This window comes from Micromonospora sp. WMMD961 (assembly GCF_029626145.1).
Classification (GTDB): Bacteria; Actinomycetota; Actinomycetes; order Mycobacteriales; family Micromonosporaceae; genus Micromonospora.
Genome location: NZ_JARUBJ010000002.1, coordinates 44,652 through 68,742 on the forward strand (window position 1 = coordinate 44,652; position 24,091 = coordinate 68,742).

Annotated in this window: 25 protein-coding genes, 1 tRNA gene and 1 pseudogene; 12 read left to right on the top strand and 15 right to left on the bottom strand. The window is 68.6% G+C overall.

Going from position 1 to position 24,091, the window contains the following annotated elements; genetic code table 11:
* Window positions 1–59: 59 nt before the first annotated feature.
* Window positions 60–680, bottom strand: a complete 621-nt coding sequence (locus O7614_RS00310; RefSeq protein WP_278136507.1) for a TetR/AcrR family transcriptional regulator — start codon at window positions 678–680, stop codon at window positions 60–62.
* Window positions 681–811: 131 nt separating this feature from the next.
* Between O7614_RS00310 and O7614_RS00315 the strand changes: the two genes are divergently transcribed.
* The 4 genes from O7614_RS00315 to O7614_RS00330 all read left to right on the top strand — a co-directional run bounded on the left by O7614_RS00315 (window position 812) and on the right by O7614_RS00330 (window position 5,136).
* Complete coding sequence (locus O7614_RS00315) at window positions 812–1,561, top strand: SDR family oxidoreductase (RefSeq protein WP_278136508.1); 750 nt, start codon at window positions 812–814, stop codon at window positions 1,559–1,561.
* Window positions 1,562–2,142: 581 nt separating this feature from the next.
* Window positions 2,143–3,285: a hypothetical protein gene (locus O7614_RS00320; protein ID WP_278136509.1), complete on the top strand. Its 1,143-nt coding sequence runs from the start codon at window positions 2,143–2,145 to the stop codon at window positions 3,283–3,285.
* A 67-nt stretch (window positions 3,286–3,352) separates the two neighbouring features.
* Window positions 3,353–4,405 (top strand): DUF262 domain-containing protein, encoded by a 1,053-nt coding sequence (locus O7614_RS00325; protein WP_278136510.1) that lies wholly within the window; start codon window positions 3,353–3,355, stop codon window positions 4,403–4,405.
* Window positions 4,402–5,136, top strand: a complete 735-nt coding sequence (locus O7614_RS00330; RefSeq protein WP_278136511.1) for a hypothetical protein — start codon at window positions 4,402–4,404, stop codon at window positions 5,134–5,136. Before O7614_RS00325 ends, O7614_RS00330 begins: the two co-directional genes overlap by 4 nt.
* Here the strand turns inward: O7614_RS00330 and O7614_RS00335 are convergent.
* Window positions 5,117–5,854, bottom strand: coding sequence for an HAD-IA family hydrolase (locus O7614_RS00335; protein ID WP_278136512.1), 738 nt, complete (start codon window positions 5,852–5,854; stop codon window positions 5,117–5,119). The two genes, O7614_RS00330 and O7614_RS00335, sit on opposite strands and share 20 nt — an antisense overlap.
* Window positions 5,851–6,360 (bottom strand): annotated as a pseudogene (locus tag O7614_RS00340) (GntR family transcriptional regulator); the annotation flags it as partial. The pseudogene O7614_RS00340 and the gene O7614_RS00335, both read right to left, overlap by 4 nt.
* On the opposite strand from O7614_RS00340, the gene O7614_RS00345 reads away from it, so the two are divergent.
* Window positions 6,278–7,477: a site-specific integrase gene (locus O7614_RS00345; protein ID WP_278136513.1), complete on the top strand. Its 1,200-nt coding sequence runs from the start codon at window positions 6,278–6,280 to the stop codon at window positions 7,475–7,477. The pseudogene O7614_RS00340 and the gene O7614_RS00345 sit on opposite strands and share 83 nt — an antisense overlap.
* Before the next feature lie 135 nt (window positions 7,478–7,612).
* Complete coding sequence (locus O7614_RS00350) at window positions 7,613–8,491, top strand: DUF4231 domain-containing protein (protein ID WP_278136514.1); 879 nt, start codon at window positions 7,613–7,615, stop codon at window positions 8,489–8,491.
* 125 nt (window positions 8,492–8,616) lie between these two features.
* Here the strand turns inward: O7614_RS00350 and O7614_RS00355 are convergent.
* Window positions 8,617–8,703, bottom strand: a tRNA-Ser gene (locus tag O7614_RS00355).
* A 75-nt stretch (window positions 8,704–8,778) separates the two neighbouring features.
* Here O7614_RS00355 and deoD point away from each other — a divergent pair.
* Complete coding sequence (gene deoD, locus O7614_RS00360) at window positions 8,779–9,486, top strand: purine-nucleoside phosphorylase (RefSeq protein WP_278136515.1); 708 nt, start codon at window positions 8,779–8,781, stop codon at window positions 9,484–9,486.
* A gap of 77 nt (window positions 9,487–9,563) precedes the next feature.
* On the opposite strand, the gene O7614_RS00365 is transcribed toward deoD, so the two are convergent.
* The 4 genes from O7614_RS00365 to O7614_RS00380 are packed head-to-tail and all read right to left on the bottom strand — an operon-like array spanning window position 9,564 to window position 13,082.
* Window positions 9,564–10,778 carry an ABC transporter permease gene (locus O7614_RS00365; RefSeq protein WP_278136516.1) on the bottom strand — a complete coding sequence of 405 codons (1,215 nt, stop codon included), beginning with the start codon at window positions 10,776–10,778 and terminating at the stop codon, window positions 9,564–9,566.
* Window positions 10,778–11,461 carry an ABC transporter ATP-binding protein gene (locus tag O7614_RS00370; protein ID WP_278142091.1) on the bottom strand — a complete coding sequence of 228 codons (684 nt, stop codon included), beginning with the start codon at window positions 11,459–11,461 and terminating at the stop codon, window positions 10,778–10,780. Before O7614_RS00370 ends, O7614_RS00365 begins: the two co-directional genes overlap by 1 nt.
* An 8-nt stretch (window positions 11,462–11,469) precedes the next feature.
* Window positions 11,470–12,561 (bottom strand): peptidoglycan-binding domain-containing protein, encoded by a 1,092-nt coding sequence (locus O7614_RS00375; protein ID WP_278136517.1) that lies wholly within the window; start codon window positions 12,559–12,561, stop codon window positions 11,470–11,472.
* A complete protein-coding gene (locus tag O7614_RS00380) occupies window positions 12,558–13,082 on the bottom strand; it encodes a hypothetical protein (RefSeq protein ID WP_278136518.1) in 525 nt (174 codons plus the stop codon). Before O7614_RS00380 ends, O7614_RS00375 begins: the two co-directional genes overlap by 4 nt.
* Before the next feature lie 129 nt (window positions 13,083–13,211).
* Here O7614_RS00380 and O7614_RS00385 point away from each other — a divergent pair, with 129 nt between their 5' ends.
* Both O7614_RS00385 and O7614_RS00390 read left to right on the top strand, forming a co-directional pair.
* Window positions 13,212–13,868, top strand: coding sequence for a response regulator transcription factor (locus O7614_RS00385; protein WP_278136519.1), 657 nt, complete (start codon window positions 13,212–13,214; stop codon window positions 13,866–13,868).
* Window positions 13,865–15,025 (top strand): HAMP domain-containing sensor histidine kinase, encoded by a 1,161-nt coding sequence (locus tag O7614_RS00390; protein WP_278136520.1) that lies wholly within the window; start codon window positions 13,865–13,867, stop codon window positions 15,023–15,025. The genes O7614_RS00385 and O7614_RS00390 overlap by 4 nt, the downstream gene beginning before the upstream one ends.
* Window positions 15,026–15,030: 5 nt before the next feature.
* On the opposite strand, the gene O7614_RS00395 is transcribed toward O7614_RS00390, so the two are convergent.
* From O7614_RS00395 to O7614_RS00410, 4 genes are all read right to left on the bottom strand, one after another.
* The gene (locus O7614_RS00395; protein ID WP_278142092.1) at window positions 15,031–15,477 is read right to left on the bottom strand and encodes a nucleoside deaminase; all 447 of its coding nucleotides are present in this window, start codon (window positions 15,475–15,477) and stop codon (window positions 15,031–15,033) included.
* Between the two features lie 145 nt (window positions 15,478–15,622).
* On the bottom strand, window positions 15,623–16,150 hold the full coding sequence (locus tag O7614_RS00400) for a tRNA adenosine deaminase-associated protein (protein ID WP_278136521.1): 528 nt from the start codon (window positions 16,148–16,150) through the stop codon (window positions 15,623–15,625).
* Window positions 16,151–16,267: 117 nt separating this feature from the next.
* Complete coding sequence (locus O7614_RS00405) at window positions 16,268–16,435, bottom strand: hypothetical protein (RefSeq protein ID WP_278136522.1); 168 nt, start codon at window positions 16,433–16,435, stop codon at window positions 16,268–16,270.
* A gap of 132 nt (window positions 16,436–16,567) precedes the next feature.
* Window positions 16,568–16,954, bottom strand: coding sequence for a hypothetical protein (locus tag O7614_RS00410; protein ID WP_278142093.1), 387 nt, complete (start codon window positions 16,952–16,954; stop codon window positions 16,568–16,570).
* A 70-nt stretch (window positions 16,955–17,024) separates the two neighbouring features.
* Here O7614_RS00410 and O7614_RS00415 point away from each other — a divergent pair, with 70 nt between their 5' ends.
* Together O7614_RS00415 and O7614_RS00420 are read left to right on the top strand one after the other, a co-directional pair.
* Window positions 17,025–17,774, top strand: coding sequence for a M23 family metallopeptidase (locus tag O7614_RS00415; RefSeq protein ID WP_278136523.1), 750 nt, complete (start codon window positions 17,025–17,027; stop codon window positions 17,772–17,774).
* A gap of 1 nt (window position 17,775) precedes the next feature.
* On the top strand, window positions 17,776–18,849 hold the full coding sequence (locus tag O7614_RS00420) for a PHP domain-containing protein (RefSeq protein WP_278136524.1): 1,074 nt from the start codon (window positions 17,776–17,778) through the stop codon (window positions 18,847–18,849).
* 9 nt (window positions 18,850–18,858) lie between these two features.
* On the opposite strand, the gene O7614_RS00425 is transcribed toward O7614_RS00420, so the two are convergent.
* Window positions 18,859–19,836: a DMT family transporter gene (locus tag O7614_RS00425; RefSeq protein WP_278136525.1), complete on the bottom strand. Its 978-nt coding sequence runs from the start codon at window positions 19,834–19,836 to the stop codon at window positions 18,859–18,861.
* A 130-nt stretch (window positions 19,837–19,966) separates the two neighbouring features.
* On the opposite strand from O7614_RS00425, the gene O7614_RS00430 reads away from it, so the two are divergent.
* Complete coding sequence (locus O7614_RS00430; RefSeq protein WP_278136526.1) at window positions 19,967–21,637, top strand: DUF885 domain-containing protein; 1,671 nt, start codon at window positions 19,967–19,969, stop codon at window positions 21,635–21,637.
* 61 nt (window positions 21,638–21,698) lie between these two features.
* Here the strand turns inward: O7614_RS00430 and O7614_RS00435 are convergent, their stop codons facing one another.
* A complete protein-coding gene (locus O7614_RS00435) occupies window positions 21,699–23,216 on the bottom strand; it encodes a DUF6114 domain-containing protein (protein ID WP_278136527.1) in 1,518 nt (505 codons plus the stop codon).
* 1 nt (window position 23,217) lies between these two features.
* Window positions 23,218–23,841, bottom strand: coding sequence for a DUF6230 family protein (locus O7614_RS00440; RefSeq protein WP_278136528.1), 624 nt, complete (start codon window positions 23,839–23,841; stop codon window positions 23,218–23,220).
* Window positions 23,842–24,091: the final 250 nt, after the last annotated feature.

Sequence of the window (24,091 nt, forward strand, 5' to 3'; positions counted from 1 at the left end):
CCCTGGTCCGCCGTAGCCGGCCGCGCCCCCGGAGGCCGCGCCGCTCGAACGGTGACCACTCAGGCCGGGTCGGGCAGCCGAGCCCCGGACGCGGCGGCGAAACCGGCGAGCGCGATCTCGGCCGCCTGTCGCAGGTCCTCCCGACTGACTCCGGCCGCGGCATGCACCGCCTGCCCCTCGGTGACGATCATGACGTAGCGGGCGAGTGCGACCGGATCGGCGTGCTCGGGTAGATCGCCTTCGGCGACAGCGCGGGCGAACCGGTCGGCGAGAGCCCTCTCGCCGGCCAGGCGGCTGGCGGCGAGGAACCCGGCGACTGGTGCGTTCTCGCTGGAGCATGCGGTGCCGCCCTGGATCGACAGGCAACCGGCGGGCCGGTCGGCACGGGTCACGGCGATCGCGTTGTCCCGCAGCAGGGTGGCGACCACCTCGTACGCGGTCGGTTGGGCGAAAGCGTCCCGCGCGTACGCCATGTCCTGTTCGGCGTAACGGGCCACGGCCTTACGGAACAACTCCTCCTTGCCGCCGTAGGCGGCGTAGAGGCTCGGCTTGTTGATCCCCATGGCCTCGGCGAGGTCGTTCACCGAGGCGCCCTCGTACCCCTGACGCCAGAACACCTCCACCGCGCGCTCCAGCGCCTCGTCGGCGTCGAAACCCCGTGGTCGCCCCCGCTGCGGCACAACCCACCACCTTTCTCCACCCATCCTACCGACAACGAAAACCGATCGGTACAGAAATTTGTCAACCCGACCGACAGTTGCTACGGTCGAATCAATACCGCTCGGTACAGAAATCGTGAAGGAGATCCATCGTGGGACAGCTCGACGGCAAGACCGCCCTCGTCACCGGCGGCACCACGGGCATCGGCCTGGCCTCTGCCCGCCGCTTCGCGGCCGAAGGCGCGTACGTCTTCGTCACCGGCCGTCGCAAGGGCCCGCTGGACGAGGCCGTGGCCAGCATCGGCACCAACGTCACCGGCATCGCCGGCGACGTCAGCAAACTCGACGACCTGGACCGGATCATGCAGGCCATCCAGGACCGGGGCGCAGGCCTGGACGTGGTGTTCGCCAACGCCGGCGGCGGCGAGTTCCGCTCGCTCGACTCGATCACCGTCGAGCACGTGGCGAACACGTTCGACACCAACATCTACGGCACCATCTTCACCGTCCAGAAGGCCCTGCCCCTGCTCAACGAGGGCGCCTCGATCGTGCTCACCGGCTCGACGGCAGCCAGCAACGGCACCCCGGCATTCAGCGTCTACGCCGCGTCGAAGGCAGCCATCCGCTCGTTCGGCCGCACCTGGGCCGCCGAGCTGATGGGCCGGAAGATCCGGGTCAACACCCTGGTCCCCGGCTCGACCGAGACTCCCGGGCTCGCGGGCCTCGCGCCCAGCCCGGCGGAGGCTCCCGGGCTGCTCCAGTCCATCACCTCGGGCGTACCCATGGGCCGCATGGCACACCCGGACGAGATCGCCAACGCAGCGCTCTTCCTCGCCTCCGACCAGAGCAGCTTCATGACCGGCAGCGAGCTGTTCGTCGACGGTGGCGAGCAGCAACTCTGACGCGAAAACGCCCGGCCGATCCTCACGGATCGACCGGGCGTTTCTGCACTACAGAGCGGTGGCGGAGGGATTTGAACCCTCGGAGGGCGTTAACCCTCACACGCTTTCGAGGTCTGCGACCGTCCGTACGACCTAGTCCAGCGAGGTACGTGAGCTGCGGCCGGAGGCACCTTCGTGACCAGGCGAACGGCGGCGTCCGGCGGCGAATGAGACCGCAACTGAGACCGCACGAACGTGATCCCGCTTCCGCCACTCGTCAAGTCCGTAGCTGCTAGCGAACTACGAAGCGGCAGGAGAGGCCAGCCTGGCGCGAGCGCCTGACGGGCAGTCAGGATGCGGAAGCAACCAGGAGCTTGCGGCGTGAGCCCTAGCTCCGTCCGTGCCGCCAATCGCATGCAGCGGTCCCGAAGTCTCTCCCGTATGCTCTGACGGCAACGCTTCCGGAGGGTAGGCAAGACGTGTCTGGACGGTCAGAGGCCGGGGCGGTGCAACCGGCCGGGCTGTTCCCACTCCATGTCGCGACCCCACTCACCGGCCACGCGAAGCTATCGCCGAAGCGACCGCGAGTCGAGACTGCTGGCATGGGAGACGTCTTCCCCTACTACGCCGGATTCTCCTTCGAGTGGGCCTGCCGCGAACTCGCCCGGCACTCCTCCGGCTCGTCTCAGCGCGTGCTCGACCCGTGGAACGGAAGCGGCACGACAACCCTCGCGGCAAGCATCCTCGGCTTGCCTAGCCTCGGCGTTGATCGCAACCCGGTCGCAAATATCGTTGCGCGTCTTCGGCACGAGGCCGGGAGGGCAGTGCGCACCGTCGAGCCCCCCCATCGCGCCAGGCGGGTAACTAGTGACGACGATCCCCTCCTCGCGTGGTTCGGACGAAAAACGGTCGCGCGTCTTCGCGACTGGATGGAGATGGTCACCGCGCTTCCCGAACCGCAGTCAGTGCTGCCGCAGGTGGCGTTGTTTCGCGTTGTTCGGTCTCTCACCTCTCACTTCGGTGGCTCTAACCCAACGTGGGTAAGGCGGACGTCTTCAAACCGACCACCTGTTGAACTCCAGCGCAAGGAGTTAGACGAATTACTGTTGGATGAGCAGAGCTACCTCAGCCAACGTCTCATAGCAGAGAGCGCACCTGCGACCCACAGCTTGCTGCTAACTGCCTCGTCCCGCCATCTTCCACTACGAGATGAGTCAGTTCAGCTCATTTTGACTTCGCCCCCGTATCTCACCCGGATCGATTACGCCGTAGCGTACGCGCGCGAGTTAGCGTTGCTGGGCGAAGACGTTTACACGAGCCGCCATATTCGTTCTCAACTTATGGGCACGACCCTCATTCGAGGCGATGTCGCCGAAATGCAACTTGGAAACTTGGCTAGTGATTTGGTGCGGCGTATCGGCGAGCACGGCAGCTATGCGTCCGAGGGCTACTACTTAAAGCAGGCGTGCCAGTATTTAGATGACCTCACAGCGAGTCTCCGCGAGATTACTCGCGTCGCTGCACCTAAAGCAGTGATGACGCTAGTTGTCCAGGATTCGTTCTACAAAGACATTGCGGTGCGCCTAGGGGAAATATGCGCAGAAGAGGCTGAGCGGCTCGGCTGGAAGGTCTCGAATATCGTTCCCTTTGAAGTTACAAGGTCTCTAACAACGTTGAACAAGTCGGCTCGCGCATACCCTAAAGGTACCGTCAATGAGAACGTGCTTACTCTAGTCAAGCATTAAAGTTTTCGTCCTGAATTACCTGACGCGGCGCTGAGGCCAGCAGGCCCTAAATCCACGGGAGGGCATCATGGTTGTTGACCACTCAGTACTACTTGCTGAGCTGGCGGATCAGCGACAGGCCGTTGATGTTGACTTTTTCGATCTCTCTTTGCGTGAACTGGCGCGCATGGTCGAAGAGGCCGAGATCAAGATCGCACCCGAGTTTCAGCGACAGTTCCGTTGGAGGGACGAACTTCAGTCGGCCCTCATTGAGTCATTCCTCCTAGGCTTACCGGTGCCCGCCATCTTCGTGGCAACCAACGGCGATGGTACGTGGGAAGTGGTGGATGGGCTCCAGCGAATCTGCACCTTGCTGCGGTTCATTGGTATCGACGCGCCCGAGTCCGAGCTTCTTCACTTCTCTACACGGCCCCTCAGGCTGACGAAGTTGAAGACTTTGAAGAGGTTTGACGGCGTGTCCTACGCCGATCTGCCACGGCCAGTCAAATTGACATTTGAGCGCCGGTATTTACGTGTTCAGGTCCTGAGCGATAAGTCTGATTTGGACGTCCGATACGAGCTGTTTCGGCGACTTAACGCCGGAGCTGTCGAGCTGACTGCCCAAGAAATCCGGGCCTGCGTTTATCGCGGCACCTTCAACACTCTTCTCGATGAACTCTCCGAGTATCCTCCATTCAAAACGCTCTTGAAGCTTAAAGAGGCCGACAAGAGCAACGGCACGGGTCCCGAAGTAGTGCTTAAATTCTTCGCCTACCTGCACTGGATTGACGGATTTAAGGGTGACGTGGCAGGCTTCCTGAACGATTATATGAAGGCACACTTGAACCCTCCGGACATCGAGGAACGGCGTAAGGATTTCCGCGAGTCCGTCGACTTTCTCTACAGTGTCAATCCGCAACCTTTCCTTAGGGCCGGGACCAGTGTCACGCCAATAGTCCATCTTGAGGCTGCTCTCGTGGGTATTGGTCGGGTTATTAGAGCAGGCAAGGCACCAGTACGTCCGCCCTCTGATTGGCTAGCCGATCGAGCTCTCCTTGACTTCGTCCAAAAAGGCACCAATGCGAAGAAGAGTGTAGTTGGCAGAATGGCACGCGCCGAAGAGATTTTTCTAGGACAATGAGTTACGCCGTCGACGCCGTCTTCGACGAGGCGGCAAGGTTACTGGAGCGGGAACTCAGACGCCTACAGGCGCTAGATCAGGCTCGCGACCATCTGACTGACGATAAATTTGACTCCGAGGGGGTTGGGGCAATGAGCCGCGCCCTAACCTTCGTCATCTGTGCTGGAATTCTCGAGCAATTGATGCGTGACCTGCCTGCGGCGTTGTCATCCGACATTTGTGGGCTACAAGTTCGCCGTAAACTCCTGCCGATCGGGCTACTCGCCATCCTGGAGACGGCGGACTTCCGAAAATGCGCAGAGCAGAATGTCAACGTCCTAACGGTCCGAAGCAATCTCGTCAGAAACATCATTGCGCATATTGATGATGACAGAGTTGTCGCTAGCTTTGAAGAAGACCTGAAGTTGGCGGATGGCCGCACTGTGGGTGAGAAACAGTTCGCCGCGCTGTGGGACATGCTCGGCCTGCCGGGCGATTGGCGGAACGACCCGAAAGACCTCTTTCTTCTTAAGGAGATCCAACAGAAGCGCAATAGCATCGCCCACTGGGAACAGGACCCGGTCGCGGTAGGGAGAATGAAGTCCTATGAGAATCTGCAATCTGTAACTCGATCGCTCGGCCTACTCCTGGACCATGTGCGTCTGCACCTCTGCGAGTGGCTGGACAGCTATGCTGAGGCACCGACCATTCCTGCGGTCGGTGGAATAAGGGCTACGCGCTCGACAGTTTGACCCGAACCATCCATCGAATCTCCCGTAACCTCGCCATTTCGACCAGAGCCGAAGCCAGATCACGCATACTTGCTATCACTGAGTCGGCTCCGCTGCTCTTGAAGGCTGCTACCTTGCGCGGCCGATTAGCGTAAGCGATTGACCGCACACCGGCAGCCTGTGCCCCTTCGATGTCTGACAGCGAGTCGCCGACGAGAACGCAGCGGCCCGGCGTTTCGCCAAGGATTCGAACGGCTTGCAGGATCGGTTCAGGGTTCGGTTTCATCCGAGCTGGGTCGGCGTACGCCCTGCCAATCACCCCGCATACGTGCCCGGCGAGCCGATGTGCTGCCAAGTAGATGTTCACCGCACCGGCGGAGTTATTGCTAACGATCACCACGGGCAGCCTGGCCTGCCGAGCAGACACGATTACCTCTCGACCATATGGTGTTGGTTCGGCAGTCTCTACGGCCCGACGCTCGGCCGCGCAGAACGCGTCCTCTAGCACCCGCGTCGCGCCCCGATCGCCAGTCGCCCCGATGTAGCGCAGCACCTCGAGTGGATCCGGCTCACAGGCTAGATCCGGCGGCACTTCGATCGCGCGACGCCTCAAGACGCCGATCAGCTCGGCGGCAACTTGCGGCGCCGGGTAGCCGGCGAAGACGCTGCACACCGGCCCGTCGAAGTCGAGCAGGACTGCGCCGACCTCGCCGAGCAGTCGGCCAAGGTCGGCGGTCATCTGTCGTACCGGTAGGCGATGGTCGACCACACCGAGTCGAACCACTGGCGGGAAGCCTCCACGAACTGCGTGCCGTCGGACGTGTCGTCGTCAGTCACGGCGTAGTGGAAAAGCGGTACGTCCTTGCCCATCAAGTCATAGATCGCCATCGGCTCACCCTTGATCGTGACCGTGCGTTCAACGGCCGGGTAGAAGCCGAAGAAGACCTCTTCCCCGTTCAGCATCTAGAGCTTGAACAGGGGCGATGCACGATGCATCCGCACCTCTACCGTGGCCGATCGGACTAGACCGAGGTTGCCCCGCTCGGCCACCTGGTCAATGATTCCGTCCGCCGCCCGGCGCGTGATGCGCTCGGCACGCTCGCGCACCGCCGGATCATCCGCCTGCGTCTCGGCGCGCGCCGGCAGCGCCATGGGCGCAGCCATGTCGGAGATCAGCACCCGCACGGCGATCGTCTCCGGTGCGAGCCGGCCGACCCGCACCTTGTCGAGCGCCTCGGCGAGCGATCGCCGCCACGTCCGGGGCAAGGCGGAAGCTGCGGTCATCAAGAAGGTCCGACTCTTGGAACGGGAGCGGGACAGCGGCACGGTCCGCAAGGCCGGCCGGCGCTGGACGGTGAAGACCTGGCTCACTCACTGGGTAGAGAACATCGCTGCCCCGGCCGTGCGAGAGAACACCCTCGGCGGCTACCGGGTGGCTGTCTACCGGCACCTCATTCCCGGTCTCGGTGCCCACCGGATCGAACGCTTGGAGCCTGAGCACCTGGAGCGCTTCTATCGCCGGATGCAAGAGACAGGCAGCGCCCCGGCGACGGCCCACCAAGCGCACCGCACGATCCGAACCGCGCTGAATGAGGCCGTACGCCGAGGGCACTTGGCCAAGAACCCGGCCACCCTCGCCAAGGCACCGCGCCTGCCAGAAAGCGAGATTGAGCCATACACGGTCGCCGAGGTACAGCGGCTTATGGCTGCCACCCATGGCCGACGCAACAGCGCGCGGTGGGCGGTCGCGCTGGCCCTCGGTCTGCGTCAGGGGGAAGCACTCGGCCTGCGATGGCCAGACGTTGATCTGGACTCCGGGACCCTGACCGTCCGGCGCGGCCGGCAACGGCCGAGGTGGGAGCACGGGTGCCGCTCGCCGTGCGGCCGAAAGCACGGCGGCCACTGTCCTGACCGCCGCCAGATACGGGCCGATACCGCCGACACTAAGTCTCGGGCCGGTCGGCGCAGCATCGGCCTACCTGACGAGTTGGTGGCGCTGCTACGCAAGCACCGTGGCGAGCAGAACCAGGAGCGCGCCACCGCTGCCCAAATCTGGGAAGGGAGTGACTGGCTATTTGCCACGCCGACCGGCGGCCCGGTCAACCCACGCACCGACTACGACGAGTGGAAGCGACTGCTCAAGCTCGCCGGGCTACGAGACGGCCGGTTGCATGACGCCCGACACACCGCCGCAACGGTGCTGCTGATCCTCGGCGTTGCCGAGCGCGCCGTGATGGGCATCATGGGCTGGTCCAACTCCGCTATGGCGGCCCGATACCAACACCTCACCGCACAGGTCCGGCGGGACATCGCCCAGCGCGTTGGTGGGCTGCTCCGGTCAGACAAGAGCAGCATCAATTAGTTAGAGGGCCGGAGGTTGCCAGTACCAACGCGGCACTTCCGGCCCTCCGAGCACATGACAGGCTCTAAGGCAACTGTCGAGAAGGCGACACGAATTCATCTTGTTGAGCCACGTGCGTGGTCATAGCGTAACGCCATGTGGTCGGGGATATCGCGGCTTTGGGAAAGAATTAGTGGTTCGGCGAGCGAAAACCGGTGGAAGGAAGTAATCGACAACAGCTCCAACGGCTGGCACCCTGATTACGTCCGCAGTCAAATTCTCGACGCAGAAGAAAAGCTTCACCTCCAACAATTATGGCGCAAGGTCGGCATAGCTTGGATCTTCGTCGGCAACCTCTTACTCGCTGCCGCGGCAGTAGTTGCCGCTTTCTTCAACGTCGGAGATTTAGACCGCTTCTCAAACCACCTGTACGTAGCACTCGCCGCATCGCTGCTCGCCTCGCCAGTACTGGCGTACTGGCAGTACAAGCGGATGCGCACGACTCGCATCCTCATCAAGAAGCTCCACGTGGTCCGGCGACGCACGCAAGCGGACGTAGACACGAACACGAGCAGCAAAGAGGACCCCGCGCTGCTGGCTCAGAAGCGCTACAGAGACGACGTTCCCGATCTAGTTTCACAGTTTCGGGAGGATGCCGGGAGAACGCGGAGAATTCATAACCGCTTCCAGAGTATAATCATTGTCGGCTCGGTAGCCACTTCCGCCATTGCGACAGCGTCAGTAGCCTTCAGTCAAGCTAGATGGCTGACTGTCGCGGCGAGTGCCGCTGTGGGCCTATCCGCAGGATTTACCGGATATTTCAAGTATCACGAGCGCAGTTTCAATTCACAGCAGACAGCCGACGCGATTGAACGAGAATACGAGGCGGTCGAGCTTCGCGTGGGCAAGTATCTCGGGCTAGACGAACAGAAAGCGTATGCTCTCTTCGCTGACACCGTTGAGACGTTGCGCGACGAGCAAAACAAGCGACAGCAGCAGCTCGACCAGCCGGCAGAGGTCACGCGCGAAGAGTGACGGGGCGCTCTCTCCCCGCTTAGTGCAGGCACCAGAGTCGACGCGACTGAGACCACAACTGAGACCAGGAAGAGAAACGCCCGGCCGATCCTCACGGATCGACCGGGCGTTTCTGCACTACAGAGCGGTGGCGGAGGGATTTGAACCCTCGGAGGGCGTTAACCCTCACACGCTTTCGAGGCGTGCTCCTTAGGCCGCTCGGACACGCCACCGCCGACGAGGGTACAGGACCGCTGGTTCGGACGCCGAACCGGTATCGCCCGGGCCGGCCTGGCAGGATCTTTGCCATGAGTACGCACATCGGCGCGAAGCCGGGCGAGATCGCCGAGCGGGTCCTGATGCCGGGCGACCCCCTGCGGGCCAAGTGGATCGCGGAGACCTACCTCGATGGCGCCACCTGCTACTCGACGGTTCGGGGCATGCTGGGTTTCACCGGCCGCTGGAACGGCGTCGAGGTTTCCGTCCAGGGCTCCGGCATGGGCATGCCGTCGGCCTCCATCTACGCGCACGAGCTGATCAACGAGTACGGCGTGAAGACGCTGATCCGGGTCGGCTCCTGTGGTGCCCTGAGCACTGACCTGCAACTGCGGGACGTGGTGGCCGCCATCGGGTCGTCCACCGACTCGAACATGAACCGGATGCGCTTCGACGGGCTGATCGACTACGCCCCGGTGGCCGACTTCGGGCTGCTGCGTACCTCGGTCGAGGTGGCCGAGCGGCGCGGCATCAGCATGCACGTCGGGCCGATCCTGGCGGCGGACGCCTTCTACACCGACCGGCCGGACCTCTACGACACCCTCGCCGACTACGGCGTGCTGGCGGTGGAGATGGAGTCGGCGGCGCTCTACACGATCGCCGCCCGGTTCAAGGCCCGCGCGTTGACCGTGCTGACCGTCAGCGACCACATCAAGACCGGCGAGAAGACCACCTCGGAGGAGCGCGAGCAGACGTTCAGCCAGATGGTCGAGATCGCCCTCGACACGATCGTCGCCTGACCGGGTCGGGCGGTAGGACCACGAAAGAGCGGGATGACGGCGCGATACCGTCATCCCGCTCTTTCGAGTCGGCCCGGTCAGACCGCGGCCAGCGCCTCGGTCGGCGCGAGTCGGGCGGCGCGCACCGCCGGGTAGAGGCCCGCGAGGCCGCCGATGACCAGGGTGGCGCCCACACCGCCGAGCATCGCCCAGGCCGGCACCACGGTCGGCCAACCCTGGGACAGTGCGTAGCCCGAGGTGACCAGGATCCCCAGCAACACCCCACCGATCCCACCGAGCGCGGAGAGCAGCAGCGACTCGGCGAGGAACTGGGACCGCACCTGACCCCGGGTGGCTCCGAGTGACCGGCGCAGGCCGATCTCGGCCCGCCGTTCCAGCACCGAGATCACCATCGTGTTCGCCACGCCGACCCCGCCGACCAGCAGCGCGACCGCGCCGAGGCCCAGCAACAGGCCGGTGAACGCGTCGTCGGTCGCCTCGGCGGCGGCCAGTGCGTCCGAGGGCCGGGACACCTCGACCTCGTTCGGCGCCTCCGGGTTGGTGGTCGCGCCGAGCACCGAGCGGACCGCCTCGACCTGCGATTCCTGTGCCCGCGTGTAGACGGTGGTCGGGTGGCCGTCGAAGCCCAGGTAGTCGGTCGCCGCCGGCCAGCCGATCAACGCCGACGTGTCCAACTCCGGGGCGAGGGGTGCGGCGGCGAGGGTTCCGACCACCGTGAACGGCCGCCCACCCAACCAGACCTGCACCTGCGGGTCGGCTGCGGTGATCCCGAGCCGCTGCGCCGCGGTGGCGCCGAGCACGACCGCCGGGTAGCGGGCGGTCGCCTCGTTGAGCCAGGTGCCGGTGGCCACCTCGGCCCCGACGGTGCCGGGCAGGTCCAGCCGGGCCGCCCGGGTGGCGATGCCCCCGGTCTCCGCCGCCGGAATCCGATCCGAGCGGTAGACCTTGGCGTCGGCGACCAGCCCGGTCGCGGACACCTCGGTGACCGGGCCGACCCGCCGGATCATCGCCACCGACTCCGAGGGCAGTTGGGCCTCCGCGCCGAACAGGGTGTTGCCCGGCTCGACCGTGAGCAGGTTGGTGCCGAGCGCGTCGAGCGCCCGGTCCAGCTCGGCCCGGGACGACGAGGAGATGCCGACGACCGCGATCATCGCGGCGATCCCGATCGCGATGCCCAACGCGGAGAGGAACGCCCGCAGCGGACGGGTCCGCAGCCCGACGCCGCCGACGCGCAGGACGTCCGCCGGTCGCAGCCGGGCCGGGACGAGCCGGGCCGGGGTTGGCGTCGCCATCAGCCGACCCCGCCCGACGCGAGGGCCGAGTCGTGCCGCACCGCGCCGTCGCGCATCCGCACCTGCCGGGGCAGGCCGTCCGCGATCTCCCGATCGTGCGTGATCACCACGACCGTGGTGCCGGCCCGGTGCAGGTCGCGCAGCAGCTCCAACACTCCCGCGCCGGAGCTGGAGTCGAGGTTGCCGGTCGGCTCGTCGGCGAGCAGCACCGCCGGCTCGCCGACCACCGCACGGGCCACGGCCGCCCGCTGCCGTTCACCGCCGGACAGCTCGTGCGGCCGGTGCCCCAACCGGTGGCCCAGGCCAACCCGGACCAACGCGGCCTCCGCGCGCTCGCGCCGCCTTCCCCGGGGTACGCCGGAGTAGAGCAACCCGTCCGCCACGTTGTCCACGATCGGAACGCCGGGGGCCAGGTGGAACTGCTGGAAGACGAAGCCGATCCGGGTGGCCCGAAGCGCCGACAGCTCCCGGTCGGTCAGCTTCGCCGCGTCGTACCCGTCGACGAGCACGCTGCCCGACGACGGCCGGTCCAGCGTGCCGATCAGGTGCAGCATTGTCGACTTACCCGACCCGGACGGCCCCACGATCCCGACCAGCTCGCCGTAACCGATGCGCAGGGACACGTCGTCCAGTGCGACGACCTCGCCCGCGTACCTCTTGCTGACCCGGTCGAGCACGATCACCTCGCCGGTCACGTCGGCACCACCACCGTCGTGCCCTCGGTGATGCCGGTGCCGGTGACCTCGACCCGGCCGTCGGCGAACAGCCCGGTCGTCACCGCGAGGATCCGGCTCGCGCCACCCTCGACGACCTGGACGCCGTAGCCACCCTCGGCGAGCGCCAACAGCGCCGCCACCGGCACGGTGAGCACGTCCCGGCGTTCCGAGACGGTGAACGTGACGTCCGCGCTGGCCTGGTCGAACCCGGTGAGAGCCTTCGGGTCGGTCACCGCGACTGTCACCTCGATCTTCGTCTCGGCGTCGCCGGACTGCCCGTTGGCGCCGGCCGCGCCGGCCTGGATGATCGTCTCGACGGTGCTGATGATGCCGTCCACCGCCCGGCCGTCCGGCAGCTTCACGGTGACCTTCGCGTCGCGCTTGGCCAGCCGCTGGTCGTCCACGTCCAACTCGACGGTGACCACGCGGTCGGTGCCGGTGTAGGTGAGCACCCCCTGGCCGGGCTGCGTGAGATCACCCACGGCGGCCTGGTGGCTCTCCACCCGGACCTCCCGGTCGGCGTACACGATCCGCCCCGGCTCGACCCGGCCGGTCTCGGCCAGGCCGAGATCCTCCTGCCAGTCGCGGACGGCGTCGGCGGTGTTGCCGGTGTACTCGTCGTCGACAGTGAACCCGGTGTAGCCCAGCGCCTCCAGGTTCCGCTCGAACTGCGCGACGTCGGCACCCTCCACCCCGGGGGCGAGAGTCCGGTACGCGGGCAGACCGCCGTAGAGGAGCACCACCTCCTCGTTGTCAACGAGGTAGAGCGGCTTGCCCCGCTGCACCGTCGACCCGGTCGCCGCCAGCGCGGTGACAGTGCCGCTGAGCTTCGCCGTGGCGGTACGCGTCGTTCCGTACCCCAGCTCGCCGTCGGCGGTCTCCGAGTCGGCGAGGGTCTGCCGGGTGACAGTGGCGGTGGCCGGCGACGCGCTCCCAGCCCGGGCACGATCGCCACCGGCACCACCCCCGAATCCCACCGCGGCGAGCACGCCCACGGCGGCGACCAGCAGAACGATGCCCCCGGTGACGGCGGCTCGCAGCCGCGAGCGTCGGATGGTGCCGCTCACCGGCCACCGCCGAACTGCGGCGCGTGCTGCCGGCACTTCTCCAACGCGGCCTTCATCGCCGGATCGCCGATGTTGATCGCGTTGTCCCCCGCCCCGATCCGGACCCGCCCGTCGGCGTCCGGGTCCGGGAAGTCCGGCACCCCGTTCTCCCGCATGCACTTGGCCATGGCGCGCATCTGCTCTGCCTGCTCCGGGTTGAGCTGCGGCCCCTGCCCACCGTTGGGCAGCTTGTCCCGACACTTCTCCATGGCGGCCTGGATCTTCTGCTGATCCACGTCCGCCCCGAACCGGAAGCCTGGTCGGCCGCCCGCCTCCGGGTCGGGCAGATCCACCCCGTTCTCGCGCATGCATCGGGCGAAGGCGAGTTGCCGATCCGAGTCACTGACCGGCGCGCTGCTCGCCGTGGCGCCGGTCTTCGCCCCACCGGCGGTCGCGACCCCGCCGCCGTCGCCGCCTCCCGCGCCGCACCCGGGCAGCGCGAGGGCGAGCAGGACGGGGATCGCCAGCATCTGTCGTCGCATGGTGTCCGCTTCCGCTCAGGTCCGGCGCGGTTCGCCGAACATGGCAACCAGTGCACGGCAACGGGCGTATCTCCGGCGTTACCGTGAGCGGTTACGCCGCCGTTACCGCGCCCCGAGCACCATGGAGGGGTGAGAGTGCTGGTGGTCGAGGACGAGAACGTGCTGGCGGACGCCATCGCCGAGTGGCTGCGTCGGGAGTCGTTCGCGGTCGACGTGGCGTACGACGGGGACGCCGCCTTGGAACGGCTCGGCGTCAACGAGTACGCCGTGGTGGTCCTGGACCGCGACCTGCCGGTGGTGCACGGCGACGACGTGTGCCGGGCGATCGTGGACGCGGGTGGCGAGACCCGGGTGCTGATGCTGACCGCGTCGGCGGCGGTCCGGGAGCGGGTCGCGGGGTTGGCGCTCGGCGCCGACGACTACCTGACGAAGCCGTTCGCCCTGGTCGAGCTGTCGGCGCGGGTGCACGCGCTGACCCGCCGGGCCCGCCCGGCAACCCCGCCGACGCTGCGTCGCGCCGGCATCCAACTCGACCCGGCCCGCCACGAGGTACGCCGGGACGACCGGCACGTCGCGCTGTCCCGCAAGGAGTTCGCGGTGCTGGCCGAGCTGCTGCGCGCCGACGGGGCGGTGGTCTCCGCCGAGGAGTTGTTGGAGCGCGCCTGGGACGAGCACATCGACCCGTTCACCAACGTCGTCCGGGTGACCGTCATGAAGCTGCGCCGCAAACTCGGTGACCCAACGGTCATCGAGACGGTGCCCGGGGCGGGGTACCAGATCCGATGAAACGGTTGACCATCCGCGCCCGGCTCACCCTCATCTACGGCGGGCTCTTCCTGCTGGCCGGCATCGTCCTACTCGCCGTCACGTACGTGCTGGTCGATCAGCGGATGCCGCAGCCGTTCGGGGTGAAACTGCGCGATCTGCCGGTGCCCGCGACGACATCGGGTTCCGGCGGCGGGCAGAACATCGAGATGCTGCGTGCCTTCGTCGAGCAGGCGCAGGACGAGGCGAAGCGCAACGCCCTGGAGTCGCTGCTCACCCAGGGCGGCGTGGCGTTGGTAGTGGTGTCGGCGGTGGCGATCGCATTCGGGTGGTTGCTCGCCGGTCGGGCGTTGCAGCCGCTGCACCAGGTCACCGACACGGCCCGGCGGATCGCCGGTGCGGACACCGCCGGCCGTGGTCTGCACGAGCGGATCGCACTCACCGGCCCGCGCGACGAGGTACGCGAGCTGGCCGACACGTTCGACGAGATGCTGGAACGGCTGGACCGCTCCTTCGACGGGCAGCGCCGGTTCGTGGCCAGCGCGTCGCACGAGCTGCGTACTCCGTTGGCGCTCAACCGCGCACTCGTGGAGTTGGCGGTCACCCGCCCGGACGCGTCGGCGGAGACCCGGCGGCTGGGCGAGTCGCTGCTGGCGGTCAACGAGCGGCACGAGCGGCTGATCGACGGGCTGCTCACGCTCGCGGACTCGGAGAACGAGCTGACCGAGCGTACGCCGGTCGACCTGGCCGAGGTCTGCGCGCACATGACCGACCAGGCCGGGAAGCAGGCACCCGACGTGAGGGTGCGCCGGAACCTGGAGCCGGCGCCGGCCAACGGCGATTCGGTGCTGTTGGAGCGGCTCACGTTCAACCTGGTGGAGAACGCGCTGCGTCACAATCTTCCGGCCGGCGGCTGGGTGGAGGTACGCACCGGGCTGGTCGACGGCCGGCCCACCCTCACGGTGACCAACACCGGCCCGGTCATCCCCGGCTACGACGTCGAGACGATGTTCCAGCCGTTCCGTCGGCTGTCGCGGGAGCGGATCGCCGGCGCGCGGGGGTTCGGGTTGGGGCTGTCCATCGTCCGCGCGGTGGCCCGGGCCCACGGCGGCACCGCCGAGGCGCAGCCCCGGCCGGCCGGCGGCCTGATCGTCACGGTCACCCTTCCGCCGGCCTGAGAACCTCAGCGGAAGAAGGCGCGCAGCACGGCGGAGGTCTCGGCCTCCAGCACACCGCCGTAGACCTCGGGCCGGTGGTTGAGTCGACGGTCGCGCAGGACGTCCCAGAGTGACCCGGCCGCGCCGGTCTTCGGCTCCCACGCGCCGAAGACGACGGTGGAGACCCGGGCCAGCACCAGCGCACCCGCGCACATGGTGCACGGTTCGAGGGTGACCACCAGGGTGCTGCCGTCCAGCCGCCACCGGCCGGTCCGCTCGGCAGCCCGGCGCAGGGCCAGCACCTCGGCGTGGGCGGTGGGGTCGCCGGTCAGCTCCCGCTCGTTGCGCCCGACAGCCAGTTCGGTGCCGTCCGGCCCGTAGAGCACCGCTCCGACCGGTACGTCGTCCACGTCGGTGGTGCCCGCGGCGGAGCCGGCGGGGCTCGTGACAGCGACCTCCAGGGCGCGGCGCATCCACAGCTCGTGCCGCTGCCGTCGCCCGACCTCGCCCACGTCGGCCAGGCCCTCGTGGGCACCGGGCCCGGCCCGCCCCACCGCACCGGGAGTGGGCTGCCCCGGCCGGATCGACTCCAGCGACGGATCGGTGGCGTCGGCCGGCTCAGACCTCACGCAGCTCCTCGACCTCGTCCGCACAGCCGAGCACCTGGCAGATCTCGGCGGTGACGTCCGCCGGCATCATCCCCTCGTGCGTGCACAGGGTCAGCAGCCGCTGCGCGGAGATGCCCAGATTGGCCAGCAGGTCGGCATCACCGACGGGGTCGGCCTCCGGGTCGACGACGGGCTGCTCGCTCTCGTCGTCGCCGCTGGCAGCCGGGCGCGGCTCCTCGTCGCCGTCGAGCCCGGTGACCGAGGTCTTCAGGTCACCGACCAGCACCGCACCGAGTTGGGATTCCTCGGCGTACGCGGAGTCCGAGCCGAACACCCGCAGGTCCTCGCCCTCGTCGAGACGGAGGACCACCAGATACGCGTCATCTGCCTCGACGAAGAGCAGCGACACGTCGGCCTCCTGGTCGACGTCACGCAGCCGGTCGGCGACCTCGTCGATGTCGGTGGCGCCACGCAGACTGACCTCGGCGGCGGTCCAGCCACTGTCGTCACGCACCACGGCCGCAGCGAAGTACGACACGGTCCCCCCAATAGCCCCTCGGCACAGCGCCGACTCGTTACGCGTGCACGTTAGCCGGTCAGGTCGGCAGGCGACCGGTCAACGCCCCGAAGGCCGGTCATTCCTGTCAAAGTCGGATCAGCCGGCTACCCGACGGCGGGTGGCGATGAGCTGGCGAAGACGCTCGGTGCGCTGCCGGTGCGGTCGGCTGCGCTGACGGACCGCGCGGGCACCCGCCAACTCCGCCAACAACTGGAGGCGACGGCGGCTGCGCTCGGGGTCCTGCCGCAGGGTGGTCCAGGCCATGGTGCCGAGCGTGCCGAGTCTCGGCGGCCACGTCAAGACGGCGTTCGCTACGCAGCCAACCGGGCACACCGTGCAGTCGTCGGCGCCGTTACGGAGCCGTTTCGGGATGCTGACGGGAGCAGCCGGAGCGGGTCACCACAGCGGCCAGTCACCGCTGGTCGCCCAGCGGACCGCCAGCACGGCGGCGGCGATGCTCCAACCCCCCGCGGTGACGATGGCGACCCCGGTGGCGACGCCTCGGTCGCCGTGGCGGACCAGCACCAGGGCGGTCAGCCACGCCAGCAGACCGGCCATGACCGTCCACCACACGTAGCTGGCCACGTCGGTGCCGAGCAGGCCGAACAGCAGCAACCAGCCGGCTGCCGCCCCGCCGCCGGCGGCGACACCGCCACCGGTCACCGGGTGCGGCTCGCGGTAGGTGGGTCGGTGCGGGGGCCCGGCGGGAAAGAGACCGGAGGGGGTACGCGCCACCGGACGGACGACGGCACCGGGATCCGAGCCGGGATCGGGTCGGGCGATGGTCACCGTCGCTGCCCTCCCTCACGCGCGTCGCTCGTGCCCACGGTACCGGCTCTGCCAGGATGACTGGATGCCCTCGCCGACGATCGACCGCCGCGCGCGTCCGGCGTACCCGATCCTGCTGCTGCTCGCCCCGGTGCTGGTCGCCGGCTGCGCGACCACCCGGCCGGGGGCACCCACCGACGGTGCCGTGCCGACGCCGCCGACGGTCTGGGCGACCGCCGAGCAGCCGGGGGTGCCGACGGCCACCGCCCCGACCCCGACGCCGTCGTTGGCCGGGCCGGCGACGGCGGCACCGCGCGCCGGGCTGCGGCACGTCTTCCCGGTACGCGCCGACAACGTCGACTACCACCCGACGCACGGGACGTATCCGGCCACTGACCTCTTCGCCGACTGCGGTGAGCCGTTCGTCGCGGTGACCGACGGGACGGTGCTGGAGGTGAGTCGGGTCGACCGGTACTCGAAGCGTGGGCCGCAGGGCCCGGAGAACGGCGGCCTGTCGGTCTCCCTGCTCGGCGACGACGCGGTGCGCTACTACGGCTCGCACCTGAGCGTCGTGACCAGCGGCGTCGATGCCGGGGTGCGGGTCCGCGCCGGGCAGCAGCTCGGCAAGGTGGGGCGCACCGGCAACGCCAACAACGTGTGCCATGTGCACTTCGGCATCTCGCCGCCGTGCACCGGCAAGGACGGCTGGTGGATCCGGCGCGGGGTGATCTGGCCGGCGCGTTACCTGGACTCGTGGCGGCGCGGCGGCAATCGGGAGCCGGCTGCCGAGGTCACCGCGTGGCAACGCCGGCACGGTTGCCCGAAGGCGCCCTGACATGGCTGGCGCGAGAGATCCCATCGCCGACCTGCGCCGCATCGCGTTCCTGTTGGAGCGGGCGAACGAGGCCACCTACCGGGTCCGCGCGTTCCGGTCGGCGGCGAAGGCGTTGGCCGGTCTGCCGGCAGCCGAGGTGGCCGAGCGGGCCGGCAACGGCACGCTCACCAAACTGGCCGGCGTCGGCGACGTGACGGCCCGGTGCGTGGTGGAGTCGCTGGCCGGTGAGGAGCCGGTCTACCTGCGCCGGTTGGTGGCGACCGAGGGCAGCGACCTGGACGCCGAGGCGACGGCGCTCCGCGCCGCCCTGCGCGGCGACTGCCACACCCACTCGGACTGGTCCGACGGCGGCTCGCCGATCGAGGAGATGGCGTTGGCCGCTGTGGAGTTGGGCCACGAGTACCTGGTGCTGACCGACCACTCGCCCCGGCTGACGGTGGCCCGGGGGCTGACCGCCGCCCGGCTGCGCCAGCAGCTCGACTACGTGGCGCAGGTCAACGCGGCGCTTCCCGAGGGGTTCCGGATCCTCACCGGCATCGAGGTGGACATCCTCGCCGACGGCTCACTGGACCAGGACGACGAGTTGCTGGCCCGGCTGGACGTGGTGGTCGGTTCGGTGCACAGCGGCCTGAAGGACGAGCGCTCGAAGATGACCCGGCGGATGCTGACCGCGGTCGCCAACCCCCACCTGGACATCCTCGGGCACGCCACGGGCCGGATGGTGTCGTCCCGCCCGGCCGGCGTCACCGGTCCCGGTGACCGCGGGCACCGCGCCCGGACCCGGGCGGAGAGCGACTTCGACGCGGACGCGGTCTTCGCCGCGTGCGCGGAACACGACACCGCCGTCGAGATCAACTCCCGGCCGGAACGGCAGGACCCGCCGAAGCGGCTGATCCGCCGCGCGCTGGAGGCGGGCTGCCGGTTCGCCATCAACACCGACGCGCACGCACCCGGTCAGCTCGACTGGCAACGGTTCGGCTGCGAGCGGGCCGCCCTCTGCGGCGTCCCCGCCGACCGGGTCGTCAACACCTGGTCAGCCGAGCAACTGGTCGAGTGGACCCACAACCGCACCTGACCCGGCCGATCAACGTACCGGCTCGGCGGCGGGGGCGGCGGGCGCACCGACGCCGACCACCGGGCTGGTCCGGCGGCGGCCGAGAACGCCCTGCGAGACCGCGACCCCGAGCAGCACGATCAGCGCCCCGACCGGTTGGTGCCAGTTGAGTCGCTCGCCGAGCGCCACGGCGCCGATCAGCACCGCGAAGATCGGGATCAGGTACGTGACCGTGGACGCGGTGCTCGCGCCAGCCACCCGGATGTTGCGCATGTTGATCACGAAGGCGAGCCCGGTGCCGAGTGCGCCGAGAGTCAACACGCTGGCCACCACGCCCGGCGACAACTCGGTGGGCAGCGGCGGCAGGCCCGCGACGAACGGGGTGACGACGGCCAGTTGCCCCGCGGCCAGCAGCAGCTGCGCGGCGGAGAGCGAGAGGCCGGAGTGGGCACTGCCGGCGACGAACCGCTTCTGGTACGGGATCGCGACCCCGTAGCAGGCGGCCGCGCCGAAGCACATCAGTTGCCCGGTGAAGTGCGCCCCACCGATGCCCTCCCAGACCCCGAGCACCACCAGCACGCCGAGGAAGCCCAGCCCGAGCCCGACCGCACGGCGGACGGTCAGCCGCTCGGTGCGGAAGACGAGCACCGCCAGCGGCAGCACGATCAGCGGCGTGGTGGCGTTCCAGATGCCGGCCAGCATCGACTCGACCCGCTGCTCGCCGTAGCCGAACAGGGTGAACGGCACGGCCACACCGAACGCGGCGACGACAGCCAGGTGCGCCCAGACCCGGGGCTCGCGGGGAAGCCGGTCGCGCAGCACGGCGAGGACGACCAGCAGGGTCAACGCGCCGGCGCCGACCCGGTAGAGAGTGAGCTGGACCGGGTGCAGTTCGGCTACACCGATCTTGATGAAGAGGAAGCTGGAGCCCCAGATCGCGGCGAGGGCGAGGAAGCCCGGCAGCCAGGCGCCCAGCGGCGCCTTGTCAGGAGTGGTCTCGGTGTTCACCCCTGACACTCTGCCCTAACGGTCCGACAGGATCGCAGCCCTTTTCGGACGTCACACCCTGCGAGACCCGCAGCGTGGACACGGCAAACGGCGTCGACACGGGAACGGGGTGGTCACGTAGGGTCGCAGCGTGGGACGAATCGATGAAATCGCCAACCGATACGTAGCCGAGTGGGCGCCTTTGAGCCCTACCGGCGCGACCTTCGTCGGCATCGCCGGCCATGACGACAAGCTCGACGACCTTTCGCCCGAAGGCTACCGAGCGCGCGCGGACCTCACTCGCCGGACGCTCGCCGAGTTGGAGGTGACCGAGCCGGCGACCGAGTTGGAGCGCACCGCCAAGGAGGCCATGCAGGAACGGCTCGGGCTGGACCTCGCCCGATACGACGCCGGTGAGGTGACCAGCGAGGTCAGCGTCATCACCAGCGGGCTGCACGAGATCCGCATGGTGTTCGACCTGATGCCGGCCGAGAGCAGCGACGAACAGGCCAACATCGCCGCCCGGCTCAACGGCTTCGCCGGCGCACTGGAGGGCTACAAGACCACGCTGCGCGAGGCGCTCGCCGCCGGCGAGGTCAGCTCGAAGGTGCAGTTGGTCGAGGTCGCCAAGCAGTGCGACATCTGGGTCGACCCGACCGGCGACAACTTCTTCCACGGGCTGGTCGAGCGGCTGGGCGCAGACGGCACGCTCGGCGCGGACCTGCGCCGGGGCGCGGCGGCGGCGACCGCGGCGACCGCCGAGTTCGGCCAGTTCCTCCGGAACGAGGTGGCCCCGCACGGGCGCGACAAGCAGGCCGCCGGCCGGGAGCGCTACGAGCTGGCCTCGCAGTACTTCCTCGGCGCCAAGGTCGACCTGGACGAGACGTACGCCTGGGGCTTCGCGGAGCTGGCCCGGCTGGAGGCGGAGATGCGGGTCGTGGCCGGGCGCATCGCCGGCTCCGGTGCCAGCGTCGACGAGGCCGTGGCCAAACTGGACGCCGACCCGGACCGGACCATCCGCGGCAAGGAGGCGTTCCGGGACTGGATGCAGGAGTTGGCCGACAAGGCCATCGCCGAGCTGCACGGCACCCACTTCGACATTCCGGAGCAGGTCCGCCGCATCGAGTGCTGCCTCGCCCCGACCAGCGACGGTGCCATCTACTACACGGGTCCGAGTGAGGACTTCTCCCGCCCGGGCCGGATGTGGTGGGCGGTGCCGCAGGGCATCAGCGACTTCTCCACCTGGCGGGAGGTGACGACGGTCTACCACGAGGGCGTGCCGGGTCACCATCTCCAAGTGGCGCAGACCGCCGTCCGGGCCGACCTGCTCAACCGCTGGCAGCGGTTGCTCTGCTGGGTCTCCGGGCACGGCGAGGGCTGGGCCCTCTACTCGGAGCGGCTGATGGACGAGCTGGGTTACCTGGAGGACCCGGGCGACAAGCTGGGCATGCTCGACGGCCAGGCGATGCGCGCGGCTCGGGTGATCGTGGACATCGGCATGCACCTGGAGCTGGAGATCCCGAAGGACAACCCGTTCGGTTTCCACCCGGGTGAGCGGTGGACGCCCGAGCTGGGCTGGGAGTTCATGCGGGCGCACTGCCGGGTGCCGGACGAGAACCTGCGCTTCGAGCTGAACCGCTACCTGGGCTGGCCGGGGCAGGCACCGTCGTACAAGGTGGGTGAGCGGATCTGGCTGCAGGCCCGCGAGGACGCCAAGGCCCGCAAGGGCGCGGACTTCGACCTGCGGGAGTTCCACCGGCAGGCGTTGGACCTGGGTGCGCTGGGTCTCGACCCGCTGCGCCGGGCACTGGCCCGGCTCTGATCGGGCTGCGGCTGCGCACGCCGGGGGTACGACAGGTCCGCTGCAGTGCGCAACCGCGCGTTCAGCCGAGACTGAGCGCCAACGCCGGCTTGGCGGTCAGCGTGTCACTGGTGACGTACGCCAGGTCGATGGCCGGGTCGGTGAACGTGATCGGAATGGGCGAGGTGATCGGGAGGCCCTCCGGGAGCGGCAGATCCGGCGTCAATGTGATCTTGATGCCGAGCAGTCGGCCGACGAACCGGGTGGCGTAGAAGGCCACGTCGCCGCTGACGGTCAGCCGGTCCGTCGCGTACCGCTGGTTGCGCCCGGCCGGACCGTCGGCGCGGAGCAGGAAGTCGTCGGTCACCGCCTCCCGCATGCTGAACTTCAACACCGTGAGGTCGCCCTTCACCGTGTGCAGGTCGGTGATTCCGTCGAACCGCAGCCCCGTCATCCGCACCGACGACCCGGTGAGCTTGGACGGTGTCTGGGCCACCGTCGGCAGGCGCGGGTCGGCGGCGATGCGCGGCAGTGGCTTCCCCGGCTGCACCGTGCCCGGCTTGTCGGGTGTCGCCGGCCTGCCCGGTCTGACCGGGGGCGACGACGGGCAGGCGACCGGCCCGGGAGGCGTGGTCGGCGTGCCGCTCGGCGACACGGTCGGGCTCGGGGTCTCCTTGGCACGTCCGCCGGGGAGCAGGTCGCCGATCCCGTCCAGGATGTCGGTGATCAGGTTGCCGCGCCGGGTCGGGCTCGGCATCGGCGTCGGCGCGGCGCGGCTGGGTGACGGCGCGGCGCGGCTGGGTGACGGCGTGACGGTCCGGGACGGGGTCGGGCAGGCGGTCGTGGTGGGCCGGTTCGGCGCTGCCTGCACCGCTCCGGGCTGGGCCGCCAGGCCGGCGGCGGCGAGGCCGAGCACCACGAGGGCGATGCCGAAGGCCCTCGGATCGGGCTTTGCGACGGACGGCTGCTCCCGGGTCGACGCGTCGGTCAGGTCGGGTGGAGCCGGCGCGGGCGCAGCCGGGTGGGTCGACGCGTCGCCCGCGTCGGGCGCAGCCGCGTGCGTCGGCACGTCGCCCGCGTCGGGCGCGGGCGCAGCCGGGTGGGTTTGCGCGTCGTCAGGGTCGGGCGCGGCCGGCTGGACCGGCGTCCACGCGAAGGCGAGCGCACTTCCGACGATGCCGAGCAGCAGACCGACGAAGAAACCGCCGAGGTTGAGCCCGATCAGCGAGTAGACCGCGGTCACCGCGGCGACGACGGAGTAGAACAGCCGCTGCGCCGGGGTGAACCAGAGCAGCAGGCCGCAGGTCACCAGGATGACCGGGATCAACAGCGAGAGCAGACCACTGGCCCCGCTGTGGAAGCTCAGACCGTTGACTGTCATCCGGGTGGAGGCGAACATCTCCAGCCCGGCCAGCGCGGTGAGCAGGCCACCCCAGAACGGTCGGCTGCGCTGCCAGCGACGGAAGAGCCGCCACGCCTGGGCCGGACCGCCGGGCCGGGCGTGGGACGGGTTCGCGCTTGTCACGTACTCCTCCTGGCCGAACGGGGACGGGGACACGGGCCGGGCCCGCGGTGCCGAGCGCCGCGGGCCACGGCTCATCTCAGAAGCACTCCTTGCCCTTGGCGTCGTCACCCACGTTGACCTTCAGTCGGAGGCCGACCAGGTTGAACGTGGCCGCCGTGGTGTAGCGGGACACCTGCTTCAGGTTGGTGATGGTGACGTGGTCGGAGTTCTGGCCGAACGAGCCGGCCTGCGCCGTCGGGTTCAGGTCGGTGGCGTCCCGACCAATCTTGATGTTGGTGAAGGTCGCGTTGCCGTCCAGCGAGTCCATCGCGATCAGCAGGTCCTTGGCACGGGCGGGCTCCTTGCCCTCACCGGCGTTGATGGTGAGCACGACCGGCAGGCCCGGCAGGTCGGCGCGGACTGACTGGCAGAGGCTGTACAGCTCGGCGCTGCTGATCTCGGACAGCGCGATCGGGTGGACCTGACCGGCCTTACCGTCCTTGCCCTTCTCCCGGACGATGCCGCCGTACTGCCTGAAGCCGTCGCCCTCCAGGCGATCAGCGCCGATCTTGAACGTCTGCCCGGAGACCGTGATGTCGGACGCGATCGCGCCGGTCGACATTCCGAACAGGATGGCGCCGGCGGCGGCCGTGGCGGGCACCATCATGGCGGCGAACCGCCCCCACCGGGTACGACCCTGACTCTTCGAGCGATCCTGCACGGTTCCTCCTCGGGCTGGATGCGTGCGGCTGCCGGTCCCGAAGTGGCGGCTCATCGGGCCCGCCATCTGTTACCGACTGGTAACCATCGCGCTTGATGGTGCACCCGCTGCGACGCAGCTCACAACCCCCCGATTACCGAGCAGTAACAGGGCGGCGACCCAGTGACAGCGCGGCGTCACAGCGGGTGGGGGCGACCGTCCACGAAGGCGGGCAATCCATCCCTATTCCGCACGAAATCGAGGACCGTCG

What these genes read in the sequence shown, in the direction of transcription:
- O7614_RS00320 (WP_278136509.1), top strand. Translation starts at nt 2,143, where the DNA reads ATGGGAGACGTCTTCCCCTACTACGCCGGATTCTCCTTCGAGTGGGCC.
- O7614_RS00325 (WP_278136510.1), top strand. Translation starts at nt 3,353, where the DNA reads ATGGTTGTTGACCACTCAGTACTACTTGCTGAGCTGGCGGATCAGCGA.
- O7614_RS00330 (WP_278136511.1), top strand. Translation starts at nt 4,402, where the DNA reads ATGAGTTACGCCGTCGACGCCGTCTTCGACGAGGCGGCAAGGTTACTG.
- O7614_RS00335 (WP_278136512.1), bottom strand. Translation starts at nt 5,854, where the DNA reads ATGACCGCCGACCTTGGCCGACTGCTCGGCGAGGTCGGCGCAGTCCTG.
- O7614_RS00345 (WP_278136513.1), top strand. Translation starts at nt 6,278, where the DNA reads ATGTCGGAGATCAGCACCCGCACGGCGATCGTCTCCGGTGCGAGCCGG.
- O7614_RS00350 (WP_278136514.1), top strand. Translation starts at nt 7,613, where the DNA reads ATGTGGTCGGGGATATCGCGGCTTTGGGAAAGAATTAGTGGTTCGGCG.
- deoD (WP_278136515.1), top strand. Translation starts at nt 8,779, where the DNA reads ATGAGTACGCACATCGGCGCGAAGCCGGGCGAGATCGCCGAGCGGGTC.
- O7614_RS00365 (WP_278136516.1), bottom strand. Translation starts at nt 10,778, where the DNA reads ATGGCGACGCCAACCCCGGCCCGGCTCGTCCCGGCCCGGCTGCGACCG.
- O7614_RS00380 (WP_278136518.1), bottom strand. Translation starts at nt 13,082, where the DNA reads ATGCGACGACAGATGCTGGCGATCCCCGTCCTGCTCGCCCTCGCGCTG.
- O7614_RS00390 (WP_278136520.1), top strand. Translation starts at nt 13,865, where the DNA reads ATGAAACGGTTGACCATCCGCGCCCGGCTCACCCTCATCTACGGCGGG.
- O7614_RS00395 (WP_278142092.1), bottom strand. Translation starts at nt 15,477, where the DNA reads ATGCGCCGCGCCCTGGAGGTCGCTGTCACGAGCCCCGCCGGCTCCGCC.
- O7614_RS00405 (WP_278136522.1), bottom strand. Translation starts at nt 16,435, where the DNA reads ATGGCCTGGACCACCCTGCGGCAGGACCCCGAGCGCAGCCGCCGTCGC.
- O7614_RS00415 (WP_278136523.1), top strand. Translation starts at nt 17,025, where the DNA reads ATGCCCTCGCCGACGATCGACCGCCGCGCGCGTCCGGCGTACCCGATC.
- O7614_RS00420 (WP_278136524.1), top strand. Translation starts at nt 17,776, where the DNA reads ATGGCTGGCGCGAGAGATCCCATCGCCGACCTGCGCCGCATCGCGTTC.
- O7614_RS00435 (WP_278136527.1), bottom strand. Translation starts at nt 23,216, where the DNA reads ATGAGCCGTGGCCCGCGGCGCTCGGCACCGCGGGCCCGGCCCGTGTCC.